The sequence below is a fragment of the Alcanivorax sp. VBW004 genome (assembly GCF_009718865.1).
In the GTDB taxonomy this organism is placed as follows: Bacteria; Pseudomonadota; Gammaproteobacteria; order Pseudomonadales; family Alcanivoracaceae; genus Alcanivorax.
Genome location: NZ_WNHC01000001.1, coordinates 3,712,101 through 3,728,768 on the forward strand (window position 1 = coordinate 3,712,101; position 16,668 = coordinate 3,728,768).

Below are 16,668 nucleotides of genomic sequence, written 5' to 3' on the forward strand. Positions count from 1 at the left end.
AGGGCCAGCTCTGCATAAATGTTGCTCGTTACACTTTTCATGTGTTACGGTTATTTCATTACACACAAAACGAGTAACGATATGAAGTGGTCACAGCTCGGCAGGTTTCTGTCAGAAGCAAGAAGCCAAGCAGGCATAGCCCAGCAATCAGACCTTGCCGCAAGGGTAGGAGTAAGCCAACAAACCATCAGCAGATGGGAAAAAGGGACTTCTCGACCACGATCCAAACAGGTCCCGACTCTAGCCTCAGTCCTTAAATGTGATGCCAAACGGATATTAGAGCTAGCCGGCTATACAGAGAAATCTCCTGTCACGATCTCATTCGACAAGCCATGGCCCCTTGATGCCCTAAGCGAGGAATCATTTGAGCGCTTCTGTACTGACCTGCTAAAGCGCCTGCACAGAGCAGCAAAAATTTACAGATACGGCGACAAAGGGCATACACAAGAGGGGCTAGACGTCGAAGTTATATTTGAAGACGACACATGCCATACATATCAGTGCAAGCGCCACGCTCAGTTCGGACCTCAAAAAATAAAGAGGGCCGTCGAAGCTCACACCAGAGCCTCAGAGAGAAAATATATATTGGTTAGCTGCCTTGCCAGCCCCCAAGCAAGAGAAGAGATAAAGAACCACGCCAACTGGGAGCTCTGGGACAGAGAAGACATCTCTCGGCACATTCGACTATCTCTAAGCAAGGAAGAGCAAAGAATCCTCGTAGATGTCTATTTCCCAGGACAGCGAAAAGCACTAATAGGGGAATTAGAACCATCCCCTTGGCAGGAGCCCAACAAGTTCTTTTCAAGCATGACCCTAAAGCATTCAGGGTTTTCTCATCTATGGAACCTCGTAGGTCGAGAAAAAGAGCTTAAAGCACTCACAAATTACCTTAAGCAGAATGACCACCCCATCACCTTACTTTCCGGCTCAGGGGGGTCTGGAAAGACACGCCTGATCAAAGCCGCCATAGACATAATCACCTCTTCTCAAAACGCTCCAAGCGTCTTCCTCCTCACCCAGGACCGGCTTACATTAAAATCACTGGAAGAGCTAGGAAGAGAAAAAAAAATACTAGTTTGCGATGATGCTCACGATAGAGAGGAGCTACGGCTTCTTATCGAGTATGCCGCCAATCCAGACAACAATACACGATTACTTCTTGCGTATAGAAAATATGGCGAAATGCTCATTAGAAAACAGGCCCCACAGTTAATCACTGACAAAACCCCAATTATTATTTTAAATAAATTATCACCCAAGGATGCCGAAAACCTTGCCACCCAGGCATTAAGTGAGTTCGGCGCAAAGACAGCGCATGGGAAAAAGTTAGCTCAATATACGGGAGATTGCCCACTTGCTACGATCATAGGGGCACAAGTCTTATCAGCCAAAAAGGAAGCCCTTCCTGAGTTCCTCCATAGCGAAGAAATATTTCGTGACACACTAATGCTACAGTTAGTGGAAAAAATTGTCGAAGGAGTAGGAAGCGGATTTGATCCAGACTCCGTCAGGCAAGTGCTAGAGTTTATCGCTTTAATGCAGCCAATTTACGAGAATGACAGCGCCATTATACAAGCCATAGAGGAAACATCAGCACTCTCTAAAAGCAATGTAATTAGGATTATTAAGAGACTTCGCAACGCTGGAGTTCTTTTTCGAAGAGGAAGAAAAAGCAAGATATCGCCCGACCTGCTAGGTGATTTCCTTGTCGAAAGTTCATGCGTAATTGACTCCGGGTCAACAGGGGTAGCAGAAAAAGTTTTCGAGTCACTCCCTCCAGGGTATATAGGAAATTTCTTAGTTAACCTAGGAAGACTAGACTGGCGGCTTTCTAACGGGAACACAAGGCAAAGCAAACTCCTTGATTCAATATGGGAAAAACTTGATACAAGCGAACCATATTGTACCGCAGTTTCAGAAACAGCATTCTACCAGCCAGAAAAATCGCTCAGATATGCCAAACGACTTATAGAAAGCGATTCAAGAAAAGAACATATAGCAAAAATATTAAAATACACTGCATATAACTTTGACTACCTTCCGGATGTCTGCGAACTTCTCTGGAAAATTGGAAGGGATGACGACAGGCCTCTTAACCAACACCCTTGGCACGGAATAAGGATTTTGAATGAGCTTGGCGGACCAGAGCCAGGAAAGCCAGTCTGCTATTGCGATATGATCGCAGATTTTGCGATTTCGCTACTAAACCACAAAGAAAATTGGAAACACACCTACTCTCCAATTGATTTTCTTGGCGAGATATTAAGCACCGAAGGCCACACAACTGTATCAAGTGCACGCTCACTTACCATGACGCCATTCTGCGTTCCCCAGGAAATAATGGCCGAAACAAGAAGAAAAGTTATAAATGCACTTATCAGCCTACTAAGCCATGAAGACAAATCCATCGGCTATAAGGCAGCACTTAAGCTGCATGAAGGCCTTAGGTATCCGATGGGTCTTTTTGGAGCGAAATTACCGGAAAAGGCCAGATCAAACTGGACAACCGATTTTATTGAGACTTTGAGAAGTATTAACAATCATTTGATGAATAATAACATTTCAGCCCCAGTCCTCATGGGGGTTGTAAAGTCTATTTCATGGCATGCATTCTATGCAGATGAGACGACCTCAACCCTAGCACTCGAAATTTTCAATAACCTAGATAGAGACCTAAAAACCAAAACCATTCGGTTAATTATGGATGGATGGGGGCATTCGACCTTCAGACACAATATCGACAAATCTTGGGAGAGCATGAAGACCGAAAAGGAAAATATTACAATAAAAATATTAGAATCATTCAATGATGAAATATCAGCTTTGAATTTCATTAAAGAATGCATTGCTGAAATAGAAGAATCAAATCCTGATCGTTATTCATCATCACCATTGATTGATTCCTTGCTTGATCGATCCCCAAAATCAGCCCTAGAAATACTTCATTGTGCAATTTTAAAAAATGACAAAACACTTCTTCCACATGCGGGCAAATCTATATCTACATTGCTATATACAGATGCAACCGAAGCACATAAGTGGATAGACACAATATTCCACATTGGCGAAGAAAGTAAATTATCCGCAATAGAGGAAGCCTACGCCATATACGCTCCCGGGGATGAATATTCCGAAGAAGACATAGCCAAAATAAACAAAATATTTTCACATGATTCTTTAGGGTTTACATATACTAAATCAAGCATAATAAGGCGTGTCGCCAAAACCGACAAAAATCTAGCAATGACTCTTATAATGAAAGTTAAGATGTCGAACCCAAATCAATCTGTGCATGAACTTTTCCTTATTGCAGCGGACGCAGAAATATTCCCTATTGATACAATGAGCGAAGAATTCATCGATCACCTTATTTCACTTCTCAAACCGATCCCTGCCATCGATGACTACTGGGTACAAGAGTTCTTGAAGAAAACCATAGGGAAATACCCAAAGAAAGTTATTACTCTATTCACTTCAAGAATTGAGTCTGCAGTAGAAGCAGAGGATTGGCATACCCACCCTGTCCCACATGGCCCATACAGATCTACTGAATTTAATCTTCTCTCTCACCAAGATGGCCATCACCTTTTAGATCGAATTTTGGACTGGGCATTACCCCAAATACAAGATTACTCATTCTCGTATAGATTCGGAGAACTAATGGAAGCTCTCTTTCATCCATTTGATGAAAACTTAGCCGGTGCCTTAAGAAGATGGGCCGAAAACGGAGATCATGAACGGATACATGTTCTAAGTGCTGCAATCAGAGAAGCGCAGAATGATTTTGTCTTTGAACAAAAAGAATTTGTCGCATGGGCTCTCAGCCACGCTCAATCCTACGGTGAAGATTTCACTATTGATCTAAGCAGTACGATGTACGGGACTGCGATCTCGGGAATCAGATCCGGGACAGTTGGCAAGCCATTTCAACAAGACATTGATTTAGCTCATCGTTCTGAAGCTATTATCAAGGAAACGCCAATTTTCCACCCAGCATACAAACTATACACTGCTCTATTGGAACATGCTCAGGATGAGATAGAACGTCAAAAGGACGAGGGAAAATTTCTTGACGAAGAAGACGAAGAATAAATTTCATCAATCACTAAATATTAAATGGGGTAATAATGAGCCTGCACGACAGAATCCTGAGATTGAGACAAGACCACCGAGAGTATGGAAATAATGGCATTTTAAATGCCATTCAGCTTGGTAATTTGCAGGCAAATAGACAATGAAGCAGAGCACGACCCTCTAGCTAAGCAGACAATTAAAAGAGTTTTCCATCTTTTGCATGAATATCATGCTGGCTATGACGAAAAACTAAAATCAGCATATGAGCTCTACTCGGAATACGCCATTTATTTAGAGCTACTAAAAAGCGGATACAAAATTGATCGTATCCCAGAGGCTCAAGGCGAGAAGAGACCAGATTTTAGAGTCAGCAATGGAGAAGATTCCATCTACATAGAAGCGAAGATCCTTGGATGGAGCGGAGGTTCTATCCAGCACAATAAAGCTATAGAATCTGGCATCGACGCCCAGATTGACATAGAAAAACAAATACAGACCGGTAAAAATGTTGCTTTCGGAATCAGTGAATACAACCCAATTGGGGGCGGAAAAGACGCTCAAGAGCAAGGCGAACAATACATCATAGAAACATTAATAAAAAAACTAGCTAACAATGTCAAAACTGGCCAGCTTGCTCTCGGAGATACCTTTCTACTTTGCGATATTACTTCATTGAGTCTTTTTCCATACCCACGAGAGGAAAGCGCTGCCGTTCATAATTTTCACAATCCATACGGCAGCTACACCTCTGGAATTCTGTGGCACATTGCTTTTGCAAAGCATGGCGACATGATTCTGAAAAGCATTGAATTCGAAGGCAAACCCAACGTGGCTGGAAGATTAAACCAAGAAGGGCTAATGGAGCGTCACCCTCAACTGGCGGGAGTAGTTTTTAGAACCAAGGGCCTTGGAACGGAGGTAAAATATACAAGCATGATCCCAAGTGCAAAATTTGAGAAATATGGAGACATCGTCACCAGACTTTTTGATTACTGGAATGATGAAGACAACAGCAACGCCTGGCATTTACTTTCAGATAAACATGACGGCCAATCTTGAATCGATGGATATATCACGTTAAACATGACCAATCTCAAAGCCTCGAATCACAACGGATATAGCCATTCCTGATTACCGCCCAAAATCTCTCGCCCCGATGAGGCCCTCTGTATCTCTGGAGGCGTCATTTTTGCCGAGGAAGCTCCCCTGCGAACATAGACCTCATTCCTCAACCTCAAATAATTAAGGCCGTCAACCTTCTGAACATTGACAACCACGATAAAAAGCCCTGCTATTTCAAAAATCGAAACACTAAAGCACTGGTTATTTTTCAGAGTATCTTGGAGTCGTTTCGAAACATCTCTCTTATATACATCAATGGCCTCCTTAAGCTCCCGCTTATACGACCTGAAACAGCCGTCATTGATTCCCAGAACTTCAGCATCATCACTGACACCAATAAACAACCTACCTCCTTCGTGATTCGACAAAGCGCAAACAGCCTTCTCAATTTCACACACTTTTTTACTCTTGCTTTCCGTCAATTCTATATATTCTTTAAACTCGCAAAATTCACTCTCACCTCGAGATATAATCTTAAGAAACTTCTCTTTTTCATCAGATTCATTTACGTTCCCATAACGAAACTCCCATTCCGATGAAGAGCAATAATCCACAACAGAGTCACTTTTGTCTACCAACCACAATTCGATATCAGAAACAGATTCTTGTCCGTATAAAAACTCATCTTTTTCATTTTCTTTATTTACATCTACACCATCAACACTTCCTACCAAACACATATTTTCAGCAGTATATTTTACATATGAAACGCCAGTTGTTGAAAAATTCAAGCGCCCCCTGTGATCAGTCACATCTATAAAAATGCCTCCTCTAAGCCCATCTAAAGAGCCATGAAATTTATTCAACCCCAAAAAAGATTTAATATATTCAAAAGAAGAGAAATGGAATTTCATTCCGTGGGCTACTAGCTTTGTATCTGGACAATAAACATTTCTATTAACATCTGCGCGAAACCTTCGAATAGGCTTTCCACCTTCGGCTGCATGGCTTGGAATTAATGTTTCCGTCCAATTCAATCCATGCTCCGCAACATCTAATAAGGGAGCTTCATCTAGTGGGAGCTTACCTTCCATCTCAAGGTCAGAAATAATAGTCGCTATATCTGTCCTGTTAAAAATCCCTGTTATAAAAAGATACTCTGGATACTCTAAGCTCTGAACTGGACCAGCCACTGCACTGTCTCCCCCCAACTCAATACTCCCAACAAGCAGAGACCATTTACCATTAATTTTTGTGAATACCCCCTTAAACACACCCCGAATGGGCTGACCTGAAGAAAGGTAGCGATTAGACCGCTGAACAATGTCAGGCTGTCTAAGGTTAATTGTTCTCGTCAAAGTCACTGGTTTCTCACTAGAGCCAAAGTACTGTTTATTTCGAAATACAAATTCATTCTTTATTCAACTTGGTTGTCCATTTTCCATATTTCCTAGCCTTCCAAGCAAACATCATTTTTCACGATACAACAGTAAAAATCACTGCTCAAGGGTACTGGCTATGCATATAGACAGGGTTCTGGTTTCACATTACCGAGCCATTAATCCAGATTTTTTCAAACACATATCACTTCCATGAAGCCAGGAAGGAATAGCCTTCCTGGTCCCACTTCATGGAGGTTTAATGATCATTCAATGCCCCAGCTGCCAATCTATCCGGATAGCGGCACTCCACAACGGACGCAGGGTATGCGGCTCCGTCGGCACTGCTGCAGGTGCTGCTAGTGGGGTAGCTGCAGCCACCAGTGGTGCCCGTGTGGGCATGACCCTGGGCTATGTCGCGGGCCCCGGAGGATCGCTTCTCGGTGGCATCGCCGGTGCCGTGATTGGTGGTTTGATCGGAGGTGTTGCCGGCGGTGAGGCCGGTGCCGCTCTCGGTGACAAGCTCGACCAAACCTTCCTCGATAATCTGCAATGCCTGGATTGCGGCCACGCCTTTCGACTCGACACTGATTAAACCGTATTTCGCACTTGCCCCTTTCACTACATACCAGAGCCCGCCTTGTGCGGGCTTTTTTATGCCGTTTTGGAGTTTTTAATGAATATCCCCACTTTCGTAAAGAACGAGCAGGGTCTGTACCACGTACAGGGCTGTGTTAAACCCGAGGAGATTGTCAGCACTGCTGCCACCATCCTCCTGGATGAGCTCACCAACCGCGAAGCGCTGACCTCACCCACCGATGTCGCCCAATTCCTGCAGTTGGCCTTGGCTCAAGAGAAGAACGAAGTCTTCTCCGCCATCTTCCTCAACAACAAACACAAGGTGCTCAGGTTCGAGACGTTGTTCAACGGCACCATCGATAGCTCTGCGGTTTACCCCCGTGTGGTGGTGCAGCGAGCCCTAGACTGCAATGCGGCTGCTGTGATCTTTGCCCACAACCACCCTTCTGGGTGTTGCGAGCCATCCCAAGCTGATCGCGCCATTACCACCCGACTCAAGGACGCTCTGGCTCTGATTGATGTGCGGGTTCTGGATCACTTCGTCGTGTCCCGCTCCGAGTGGGTCAGCTTAGCCCAGCGTGGCTGGCTCTGAGTTTTTCCTCTTCTGCTTTTGCTCTACCCCTGACTCTCCTCACCTCTTCTCATTCGTTAACCCGCCCGCTTCGGGCGCACTGCTATTTCTTGGAGATTTACCATGGCACATCTTGTCGAAAGCATGGCCTATGCAGGCCGTACCCCCTGGCACGGGCTGGGTAACCAGCTCGCCGCCCAACAACCCCTCAATGTCTGGATGCAGGAAGCCGGCATGGACTGGGAGATCCGTGAAACCCCTGTCCGCTTCATCAGCAGCGAGGCTGGCGCCCTCGGGCAGATCTCATCCTTCCCGGATCAGAAGGTTCTGTTCCGCTCAGACAATCAGGCGCCTCTGTCCGTGGTGAGTAACCGCTTCAAGGTGGTTCAGCCCCGGCAGATCCTGGAGTTTTACCGGGATCTCACCGAGCAATCCGGGTTTGAGCTGGAAACCGCTGGTGTCCTTAAAGGTGGCCGCAAGTTGTGGGCCCTGGCCCGTACCGGGCAGACAGGCTCTCTGGCAGGCAATGACCAGACCAACGGCTATGTGCTGCTGGCCACCGCCTGTGACGGCACCCTGGCCACCACTGCCCAGTTCACCAGTATCCGGGTGGTGTGCAACAACACCTTGGCGGTTGCTCTCAATGGCGCCGACCAGGCGGTGAAGGTCCGCCACAACACCACCTTCGATGCCCAGGCCGTCAAGAAGCAGCTGGGGATCTCGGTCTCTGCATGGGATGATTTCATGTACCGCCTGAAAACCCTCAGCGAACGGCGCATCACCCGCAAGACCGCCGAGAAGGTCATGCGTTCGGTCTTCACCGATGTGAACTATTCCTCTGGTGACATGCTGGTGAAGCCCAACGAACAGGCGATGAAGAAGGCCATGGCCTTGTATGACGGCGCCGGTCGCGGGTCGGAGTTGCCGTCTGCCAAGAACACGGCCTACGGCCTGCTCAATGCCGTCACCGAGTTCGTGGATCACGAACGGCGTGCCCGCAGCACTGACAACCGGTTAGATTCCGCCTGGTTCGGCAAGGGTGCGCAGATCAAGCAGCGGGCCCTGAGTCAGACTCTGGAACTGGTGGCCTGACTGATTCCCTACCCATTCTTTTCCCTCGACTAAAGCCCGACCCGCTCTGTGCCGGTCGGGCTTTTTATTGTTTGGAGCCTGACCATGACAGAACGTAATCACGATAGCCGTGTAAACCCGGAAGCCAGGCTCTCTGCGCCACCGCTCTCCCCGCATCTGGCCGCCATTTGGGGCGCCTTTCTCCATGAAGGGGTGATGCTGAACAAGGAGCGCAGTACCCGGCTTCTGGAGATCTGGGGTAACGGTTGCATCGAGCTGATCAGCACCCTGTGTGACTTCATCCCCGATATCTGGAAACAGGTGCAACCCTACTGGTACGGACCGCAAGGGTTTCCTGGGGTCTTCGAATACGAAGTGGTGTCCATCCTGGGCGAACAGCTGGGCACCTATCTGCTCGGCAATGATGGGAATTTGCCACCCCAGGCCGACATCCAGCAGATGATCACCGAGCTGGTGGTCACCTTCTTCAGTCAAGGCGGCAGTCATGAGATCCCCCCGGATCAGACGCCCCAGACCCATAGGCTGATCAATCTCCATGATCGCTTTACCGAGCGGCTGACCCAACTGGAAGGAGGTCACTCATGAGTACACCCCGCGCTATCAAACCCTCATCCCGTCCGGCCCTGCGCCTGGTGTCCACCAAGGGCATGAACCGGGAACAGTGGCTCAAGGTCCGCAAGCAAGGTATCGGGGCCAGCGATGCCGCTGCGGCGGTGGGACTTAACCCGTATCAGTCTCCGCTGGAGCTGTGGATGATCAAGACCGGTCGGGATGGGCTGTTACCGGCCCCCGATCCGGACGACATCCATACCCCGTTGTACTGGGGCAACCTGCTTGAGCCCAAAGTAGCGGAAGCCTATGCCAAAGCTACCGGCAACAAGGTGCGGCGGGTGAATGCGGTCTTGCAGCACCCGGATGCCGACAAGCCCTGGATGCTGGCCAATCTGGATTACTCGGTAGTGGGAAATCCAGAGGTGCAGATCCTGGAGTGCAAAACCACCGGTCTCAATGGCGCCAGACTCTGGGCCGATGGCGTACCGGAGTACATCCAGTGTCAGGTACAGCATCAGCTGGCCGTCACCGGTAAACAGGCGGCGGACGTGGCGGTGCTGATCTGTGGGCAGGAGTTACAGGTGCATCGCATCGAGCGGGATGACACCGTCATCAAGCAACTGATCGAACTGGAGCGGGCCTTCTGGCATCAGGTGGGGACCGATACGCCACCCGACGCCGATGGTTCCGACTCCGCCGATCAGGCGCTGCGAGCGCTCTACCCTCGTGATGATGGCGAAACCCTGGATCTCATTGAAGACACCGCACTCAACGGCGATTTCAGTGAGATGCTGGATATCCGGGAACGCCTAGCCCGTCTGGCCGAACGGGAAGCCCGGCTTAAGCAGCGCATCCAGCAACTCATGGGCGAGGCAGCACGGGCTTATTTCATAGAAGGCGTGGTGAGCTGGAAGCGCAGCAAGGACAGTACCGTGCTCGATACCGAGGCCTTGCTCAAAGCTCAACCCTCACTACTGCAGCAATTCCCCAAGCATCGGCCCGGCAGTCGCAGGTTCTTGGTCAAGCCCAACGCCTGATCACTCTCGCCTCATCTCACTCAACACCCCACGCCTAACCGCATAAACGCCGGGCCCTGCCCGGCGGCAGTGCGTTTTTTATAACAGGAGATTCCCATGATCAAAGGGCTCGCGATTACTCCCCCCGTGATTGGCCGCATTAGTATTGGCCGCATGGTGGAAAAGAACGGCAAGCGTCTGCCGGAGAAAGACGACCAATTCACCATCACTACCCAGATCCAGACCCGGGAGGGCTGGCTACCGCACCCACTGGATGAGGCGCTGCGCCAGGAAGTACAAGGCAAGAAGTTGCGCAGCATTCCCGTCACCCTGCCCTTCAATGATCCTGACCTGAATCTGCGAGCGGAGTACACCTTCTTCGAGCGCAAGAGCGGCAGAGCGCTATGTGCAGGTGATGGGGAAGCCTGTCGGCGTCATACCGAGAACGGCCTGGAATCCCTACCCTGCCCATCGCCGGATATGTGTGACTACGGCAGCCATGGGCTGTGCAAGCCCTATGGTCGTCTCTATGTCTGTATCGGAGATGACGATGAGCTGGGCTGTTTCGTGTTCCGTACCACTGGCTACAACAGCATCCGCACACTGACAGCTCGGCTGCGCTACTTCCACGCCATCAGTGGCGGCAATCTGGCCACACTGCCCCTGGAATTGAAGCTGCGGGGGAAGAGCACCACCCAGAGCCACCGAGCACCAATCTACTACGTGGATCTGACGCTGCGCGCTGAGCAATCCATGGAGGACGCCGTCAGCTACGCTAGAGAAACGGCCAAGGCCAGGGGAAACCAAGGTATCAACCAGGCAGAGCTGGATAAGATAGCCCATGCCGGCTTACTCAACGCTCAGTTCGAATACTCGGAAGAGGAAGGGTTACAGGTCGTGGAGGAGTTCGTGCCGGAAGACGCACCCTCACCGGGCAGTACCCAACCCCAGTCTGCACAAGGACTCAGTCAGAAACTGGCCGATAAAAAAGCTTTTTCAGTCTGAAAAATAGAAAAGCTCCGCCAAAATAGCTCAAGGACATAGTGGCGGAGCTAGAAACGCTATTCAGTAGCTTGGCGCATCAAGCTACAGCCGTTGTGTTAGCGATGACGATTATGTTGAAGGCTTATCTGGGCTCTTAACGTAGAAACCCAACGTGACATTTTCTGGTGACGGCATGGAGGAAGTACTTTTCTGTAGAATCTCGCAAGCTTGAAGGTTCATAGTGACAAATTCCTCCCAAGTGTACTGCTGGGCATAGTGCAATTCGTATTGCCGATCCACCCGGCAAATGTCCGGGCGTTCGGCATAGATACCGCAGCCTCTGCTGCCAACATCATAATGCCGGCAGATACCATCACCTCTGTCAAGAAAGCGGGTTTCCGCTGCCAAATTGACGAACTGACAACAGAGACCGCATTGACTGCAAGGGAAAATGCGCATTTCATTTTCCCTTTGATGCCAGCCATTTTCGGGTGCTAGCTCTGTTTCCCATCTCAAAAGGAAGTTCAATATCACGTTTTTCGATTTCCTCCTTTAGCAACAGGCCGCGCTGCAACTCGTCATTGCAGATTGCCAGCTGTAGAGAGAACTCAGTGAGCTCATCGACATCCATGTTGAGTTCGATTCGACCCAGCTCGGTCAGATAGCGATCCAGCTCCGCATTGATATCCTGAAACTTCCGCACGCTGGCGGCGTGCGGCATAATACTGTCAACAAATGCCCAAAGCTTCTTGGCCAGACCACTATAGAGCATGAAATAGTTGAGCCCCAGGGTAATCAACCCTACTGCCAAGGCGCTGACGAAAGAAGCCAGTTCACTACCGAACGGAAAGCTACATAGGGGAAGCAACTGGGTATAGATCATTGAACCTACTACCGTGGCAGCGCCGACAGAGAGAATGGTCGTCACAGTCTTACAGAGATCGACGAAAGGTAACTGCTGAGGATTGAAGATAAGCAGCTTTATCGCTTTTACCAGGTTACCCCACAGCTCTCGGATAATCTTTATCGCCATTTTCTGGGTAGTGGCAAATATGTTGATCAATGTAGTCGTGGCACTGCTGAGGACGCCAGCAAAGGCTCCATCCTTGAAACTGATCAAAAAATCCTTAAAGCGAGACTGAACACGCAGCCATATTCCTTGCAGGGTTTTCTTAATGCTTGTCATGAAGTCGTCTAGACTAAAGTAGACCCTCATCTCTTCCAGTATCTTGGGAAGTTGCTCTCTTAGCTCGAACCAGACTTCAGCCAAAACCAGACCGAGCATTTGACGTGTCCCCATGCTGACCCCGGACATTGCTGCAGCACCACCTGCCGCCTCAAGGAATTTGCTGCTGGTGTAGTACTCCTGGTTGACCTGTTGGTTGTAGGGCTCTCTGGCTTCTTTGTCCCGTTTTCTCATCGTCTCGGGATTCACGGACTTGAGGGTTTCTATTGTTTCCTCTTTTTTTCTTATCTTGTCTTCCAGTTTACGCGCCTCATGCCGTTGCGCGGGTGTATCGCGGGGCATGTCAGCAAGTTGCTGCTGGTGTCTGGCCAAAACCTTTTCATTGTTATCAATCAGCCTTGGGAGCTTGGCCAAGTAATCATCAATGGACGTTTCCCCCATTGACTTATTGATACTCTCGTGTGTGGATTGCAGGTTGCTGCTTTGGTTGGCCAGTTCTATACCATCTAGTTCGCTCAGAACGCGTCCGCGGTCATCATGTATTTCTTTGGCACTGATAACGTGATCAAGGTTGCGGGGGTCATTACGCGCCATTTCGGCATCTCGATAAGGGTCATGCAACCTACCGTTTTGCTGGGTTTGTTTGTCTTGCTTGCCGACTTTCTTGTAGGTGCTGTCTTCTTTCTTGATATGTTTGTGGTGGTATTTATCAGAGTCATAAGCCTCACGATTTTCGTAGCGTTGTTTCTCCTTGTCACTGGCCCAGATATCCTGGCGAGCGTTGTTGATCGTATCTACTTCGCCGCCAGCTTTATCCTTGAAAAGGAGAAAGTCGAGGCCGAAGCTTGTGGCCAGGCTGTGGACTACAGTTTTTTCGAGCTCTTCGGTCCATGGATATTGGGTGGCATCTGTCTTCATGATGAGGTCTACCAAACGGTGAGAGGAAAACAAGGGGGACAAGCTCCCCCTTTAAAGCATTAAGCGCTTTCGATTTCGCCAGCACTGGCCTCGGCCTCGACTAAGGCTTTATCCAGTTCAGTGTCATTGAGGATCATAGAGCCATCTACATCCGTTTCCATGACAGGCAAACCGTTTTCATCTTTTTCGATTTCCTCGCCTTCTTTCTTGGTTTTAAAAATGGGCGTAGTGATTACGTCGACCATAATGCTCGCTAGGGCATAGCCATTTTCGATAACTCTGATAATTTCGTCGTTATAGCTACTCAGCGCTGCATCTATGTCTACGTTGCGACCTTTGACATCCTCCAGGAAATTGTTGATGCCCTTGAGGCTGTCGAAGTACAGAGAGAACTGATCGTAGATGGACAACAGCGCCAGTTTAATCTTGCGTGCATAGGCCTCTGTAGCAGAAAGATTTTTGATGGCTCTAGCCAGCTTCTCGACTGCCGCATCAACTTCCCGGTCTGCCTTGCGCGCGTTCCTGAGAGCTTCTTCCCCATGGCTATTGTAGGCCCAACCGGCAATAGCCAATACCGGGGCAGCTACTGCTGTGCCGAGAATAGCTGACCCACCGACGATGCCCAAGCCACCGGTTGCCAGGGAACCGCCGCCAATGGCGGCCAAAGTCGCATTGGTGGCAGCAACGCCAGCCAATGAGGAAATAGCTGTACCAGTGGAAGCCGCGCCGAGAGCCATGACGCCGCCGTATACAGCAAATCCCGCCGCTGCACCTGCCAGGCCGGCACCAGCAGCAGAACCCAGTACACCAATGGCTGTGTAACTATAATTCTCAATACGCTGTAGTTCATGTTTGGGAATATGGACTTCCAGTTTGTTCTGGCGACCTGAGTTCAGTTGCTGGAGGAGCTCGTCGGCAAGGGTTTTGAATTCACCTAGGCTCTTACCGATGTCGAGCTGCCTTCCTCCCAACATTTCGAGGGCATGCGTGGTTTCCTTCTCCTGATCATCGAAGATGGTTTTTTTTCGGTCGTATCGGTGCTGGGCGCTTTTCACAATTTCGTCGGCCTCCGAATGCTTCTGGTAACCGTCGTAGCCTTTTTTTGCACCGTAAGCGGCGGAGGCTAGTGCAGCTGCGCCGATGATGAGAGGCAGAGGCATAGTTCGTTTCCTTTAGTTAGTTTAATTATTTACGACCAGCAACAACCGTCGCATGAAGCAAGGAAGTATGGGTTCGCACAAAATCATGATGCACACACGGCACGATAATTTTTTTCTATCAAAATTTCTTTTGTAGCGGCTCAAAACTGATCTAACTATTCACTCCGAGCATTCTCAACAGGATCTCTTGATCCTTCTACTCAGCTGTGAAAAACCGTGAGAACATAGCGTCTTTACTTTTCTCATGTGAGCTCTTCACCTTCCGCCTGCATCGCCCCCATCGCTCGTAACCACCAATCAAGCTGCGGGGTATCGGCGACGGTGGCGCAGATTTTTAGTGTGCCGCTGGGGTGCTCAGTGATTTTCTGGTCTTCGCTGAGGCGGGATTCATATAGGTGTTCACCAGCTTCCCGGCTGAGTACGATGTTGAGCTTCCTTGTACCGCCGTTACCGAAACCCAAAGCTCCCTGTTTCAGATAGTCGTCCAGGTGGAAGGTTTTTGGCCTGCGTGCTTTTTCTTTTTTAAGGGCGGCAGAGTGAAAGCGGTGCAGGGCGAAGATACGTGGCTCTTCACTGCCTTTCCGAGTGGCAATGAGGTACATAACCGGGCCGCGCTGTATCAGCGCAAGCGGGTCGAGCTCTAAGGTTTGGGTTTCTTTCTTGCTACGGTTCTCATAGCAAGCATCCAACCGTCTTTCTTGTAGCAGTGCGTCTTGAATGGCCTCTAGCGCTTCACTGTTGATGGCTGGAGGTATCAATGGTTGGCTGGGAGGCACGATGCGCACTTTGTCTGCCCATCGATGGGCGGGGGCGGTGTTTTGGTTGGCCTGTTGGCGGGCATTATCGAACCAGGGGCGCAATTCATCAAGAATGCTGGCTGGCATGAGCAGCCGCAGGTGCTGCTCCACCATCATGAAGGTAAGCGCTTGACCACTAGTCATGCCAGGCGCGCTCATATCCGGGGCATCGTCTCGCCAGCGCCAGCCTTGCGGTGAAAGGCCATCCGCTTCCAGGGGAAACTGTTTCGCTAAAGTCTTGAGGTCGCGTTGAATGGTGCGCAAGTTGATTTCAATGCCCTCACGCCGCAGCGCCTGCTGCAAGGCACCAGTTCCTGTCCAAGCTCCCCGCTTCAGGGATTGCAGCAGTAACCATTGCCGATGCAGGGTACTGGTCGTGTTGTTACTCAAGGCATCCGATCCCGTTTTTTCTGATTCTTCTTTCGCAGAGGCTTTTCTCTACCCTTATTACCTTCTTCCCAAAGGCATTATGGTTTTCTATCCTGGCGATGAAACCCTCGGCCAGGCTTGGCGCGACAAACTGTGTCGCCCCATGCAAGCAGTTATCCCGCTACCGAGATAACCGGGTAGCTGGCATCCCCCCATAGGGTGCCGGGACTATCCATCATGATCTCGATCACTGCGGGCACCAGTTCACCCATGATGGTCACACAGTCACGGATCTGCTCTCGGTTAACGCTACTGGCCCACGTTGCTCCACCGTGGATCAACTGATTGCGCAAGGTGTAGATGCGAGCCAGCACGATAGCCAGCAGCTTGTGGGTGTCTTGTGCCGAAAGGGCATAATTGGCCGCCTTTTTGGCGGCCTGGAAGCTTTGTTGCCACTGCTCTTCGGTCTGGTTGCCTTTCTGGTAGTCCCAGAAACCGGCAAAGACATAAGGGTTATCCAGCAAGATGCGAATAGCACCGGGGTAGGCACTCCAGACAATCCGATCCAGGCGTTTACCCTGATCTAGGTCGTGGAGCTTTCTCAGAAAGGCGTTGAAGCTGGCCTGCTCACTGAGGCCCTGGCGGTCGTCGATTTCGGTGGCGTAGGCGGCGTTGAAGGCGATCCACAGGAAGATGAAACGACTGTCCGGGTCGTCTTCCTGCTCGGCACGGTGGAGCCAGCTGAGGGCCCGGTGAACACGCAGCCCTAGGTTGTCCGGGTAGCTGTCGCGCTCTGCGCGCTGCCGCGCCTTGAGTTTCTGGTAGTGATTGTCCATGTTTTCCCTAACGAGTGACGATATCCCTACCGCCCCTGAATTCCCTGTCCGCCTGAAGACTATTCACATTTTGGCTGGGAACTGTATCACAAT

13 protein-coding genes are annotated in these 16,668 nt (G+C 49.7%); 8 read left to right on the top strand and 5 right to left on the bottom strand.

What is annotated here, in order from left to right; translation table 11 throughout:
- Positions 1 to 81: 81 nt before the first annotated feature.
- Entirely contained in the window at positions 82 to 4,092 is a 4,011-nt protein-coding gene (locus tag F1529_RS16975; protein WP_196220426.1) for a helix-turn-helix domain-containing protein, read from the top strand.
- A 105-nt stretch (positions 4,093 to 4,197) separates the two neighbouring features.
- Positions 4,198 to 5,133: a hypothetical protein gene (locus F1529_RS16980; protein WP_155136721.1), complete on the top strand. Its 936-nt coding sequence runs from the start codon at positions 4,198 to 4,200 to the stop codon at positions 5,131 to 5,133.
- Positions 5,134 to 5,180: 47 nt separating this feature from the next.
- On the opposite strand, the gene F1529_RS16985 is transcribed toward F1529_RS16980, so the two are convergent.
- A complete protein-coding gene (locus F1529_RS16985; protein WP_155136724.1) occupies positions 5,181 to 6,500 on the bottom strand; it encodes an ATP-binding protein in 1,320 nt (439 codons plus the stop codon).
- A 277-nt stretch (positions 6,501 to 6,777) separates the two neighbouring features.
- Here F1529_RS16985 and F1529_RS16990 point away from each other — a divergent pair, with 277 nt between their 5' ends.
- From F1529_RS16990 to F1529_RS17015, 6 genes are all read left to right on the top strand, one after another.
- Positions 6,778 to 7,110, top strand: coding sequence for a hypothetical protein (locus F1529_RS16990; protein WP_039926259.1), 333 nt, complete (start codon positions 6,778 to 6,780; stop codon positions 7,108 to 7,110).
- Between the two features lie 81 nt (positions 7,111 to 7,191).
- The gene (gene radC / locus F1529_RS16995) at positions 7,192 to 7,686 is read left to right on the top strand and encodes a DNA repair protein RadC (protein ID WP_155136727.1); all 495 of its coding nucleotides are present in this window, start codon (positions 7,192 to 7,194) and stop codon (positions 7,684 to 7,686) included.
- Positions 7,687 to 7,788: 102 nt separating this feature from the next.
- A complete protein-coding gene (locus F1529_RS17000; protein ID WP_155136730.1) occupies positions 7,789 to 8,757 on the top strand; it encodes a DUF932 domain-containing protein in 969 nt (322 codons plus the stop codon).
- Between the two features lie 84 nt (positions 8,758 to 8,841).
- Positions 8,842 to 9,342, top strand: a complete 501-nt coding sequence (locus F1529_RS17005) for a hypothetical protein (RefSeq protein ID WP_230457828.1) — start codon at positions 8,842 to 8,844, stop codon at positions 9,340 to 9,342.
- Complete coding sequence (locus F1529_RS17010) at positions 9,339 to 10,346, top strand: YqaJ viral recombinase family protein (protein WP_155136733.1); 1,008 nt, start codon at positions 9,339 to 9,341, stop codon at positions 10,344 to 10,346. The genes F1529_RS17005 and F1529_RS17010 overlap by 4 nt, the downstream gene beginning before the upstream one ends.
- Before the next feature lie 96 nt (positions 10,347 to 10,442).
- On the top strand, positions 10,443 to 11,330 hold the full coding sequence (locus F1529_RS17015; protein ID WP_155136736.1) for a hydrolase or metal-binding protein: 888 nt from the start codon (positions 10,443 to 10,445) through the stop codon (positions 11,328 to 11,330).
- Positions 11,331 to 11,769: 439 nt separating this feature from the next.
- On the opposite strand, the gene F1529_RS17020 is transcribed toward F1529_RS17015, so the two are convergent.
- The 4 genes from F1529_RS17020 to F1529_RS17035 all read right to left on the bottom strand — a co-directional run bounded on the left by F1529_RS17020 (position 11,770) and on the right by F1529_RS17035 (position 16,575).
- Positions 11,770 to 13,413 carry a hypothetical protein gene (locus F1529_RS17020; protein ID WP_155136739.1) on the bottom strand — a complete coding sequence of 548 codons (1,644 nt, stop codon included), beginning with the start codon at positions 13,411 to 13,413 and terminating at the stop codon, positions 11,770 to 11,772.
- A 59-nt stretch (positions 13,414 to 13,472) separates the two neighbouring features.
- Complete coding sequence (locus F1529_RS17025; RefSeq protein ID WP_155136741.1) at positions 13,473 to 14,573, bottom strand: chemotaxis protein; 1,101 nt, start codon at positions 14,571 to 14,573, stop codon at positions 13,473 to 13,475.
- A 242-nt stretch (positions 14,574 to 14,815) separates the two neighbouring features.
- Positions 14,816 to 15,673, bottom strand: coding sequence for a YafY family protein (locus F1529_RS17030; RefSeq protein WP_155136744.1), 858 nt, complete (start codon positions 15,671 to 15,673; stop codon positions 14,816 to 14,818).
- Positions 15,674 to 15,912: 239 nt separating this feature from the next.
- Positions 15,913 to 16,575: a HEPN domain-containing protein gene (locus F1529_RS17035; protein ID WP_155136747.1), complete on the bottom strand. Its 663-nt coding sequence runs from the start codon at positions 16,573 to 16,575 to the stop codon at positions 15,913 to 15,915.
- Positions 16,576 to 16,668 lie beyond the last annotated feature (93 nt).

Excerpts from the sequence above, each read along its gene's own strand:
- F1529_RS16975 (WP_196220426.1), top strand. The coding sequence starts at position 82 with ATGAAGTGGTCACAGCTCGGCAGGTTTCTGTCAGAAGCAAGAAGCCAA.
- F1529_RS16990 (WP_039926259.1), top strand. The coding sequence starts at position 6,778 with ATGATCATTCAATGCCCCAGCTGCCAATCTATCCGGATAGCGGCACTC.
- radC (WP_155136727.1), top strand. The coding sequence starts at position 7,192 with ATGAATATCCCCACTTTCGTAAAGAACGAGCAGGGTCTGTACCACGTA.
- F1529_RS17015 (WP_155136736.1), top strand. The coding sequence starts at position 10,443 with ATGATCAAAGGGCTCGCGATTACTCCCCCCGTGATTGGCCGCATTAGT.
- F1529_RS17010 (WP_155136733.1), top strand. The coding sequence starts at position 9,339 with ATGAGTACACCCCGCGCTATCAAACCCTCATCCCGTCCGGCCCTGCGC.
- F1529_RS17020 (WP_155136739.1), bottom strand. The coding sequence starts at position 13,413 with ATGAAGACAGATGCCACCCAATATCCATGGACCGAAGAGCTCGAAAAA.
- F1529_RS17000 (WP_155136730.1), top strand. The coding sequence starts at position 7,789 with ATGGCACATCTTGTCGAAAGCATGGCCTATGCAGGCCGTACCCCCTGG.
- F1529_RS17025 (WP_155136741.1), bottom strand. The coding sequence starts at position 14,573 with ATGCCTCTGCCTCTCATCATCGGCGCAGCTGCACTAGCCTCCGCCGCT.
- F1529_RS17035 (WP_155136747.1), bottom strand. The coding sequence starts at position 16,575 with ATGGACAATCACTACCAGAAACTCAAGGCGCGGCAGCGCGCAGAGCGC.
- F1529_RS16980 (WP_155136721.1), top strand. The coding sequence starts at position 4,198 with ATGCCATTCAGCTTGGTAATTTGCAGGCAAATAGACAATGAAGCAGAG.
- F1529_RS17005 (WP_230457828.1), top strand. The coding sequence starts at position 8,842 with ATGACAGAACGTAATCACGATAGCCGTGTAAACCCGGAAGCCAGGCTC.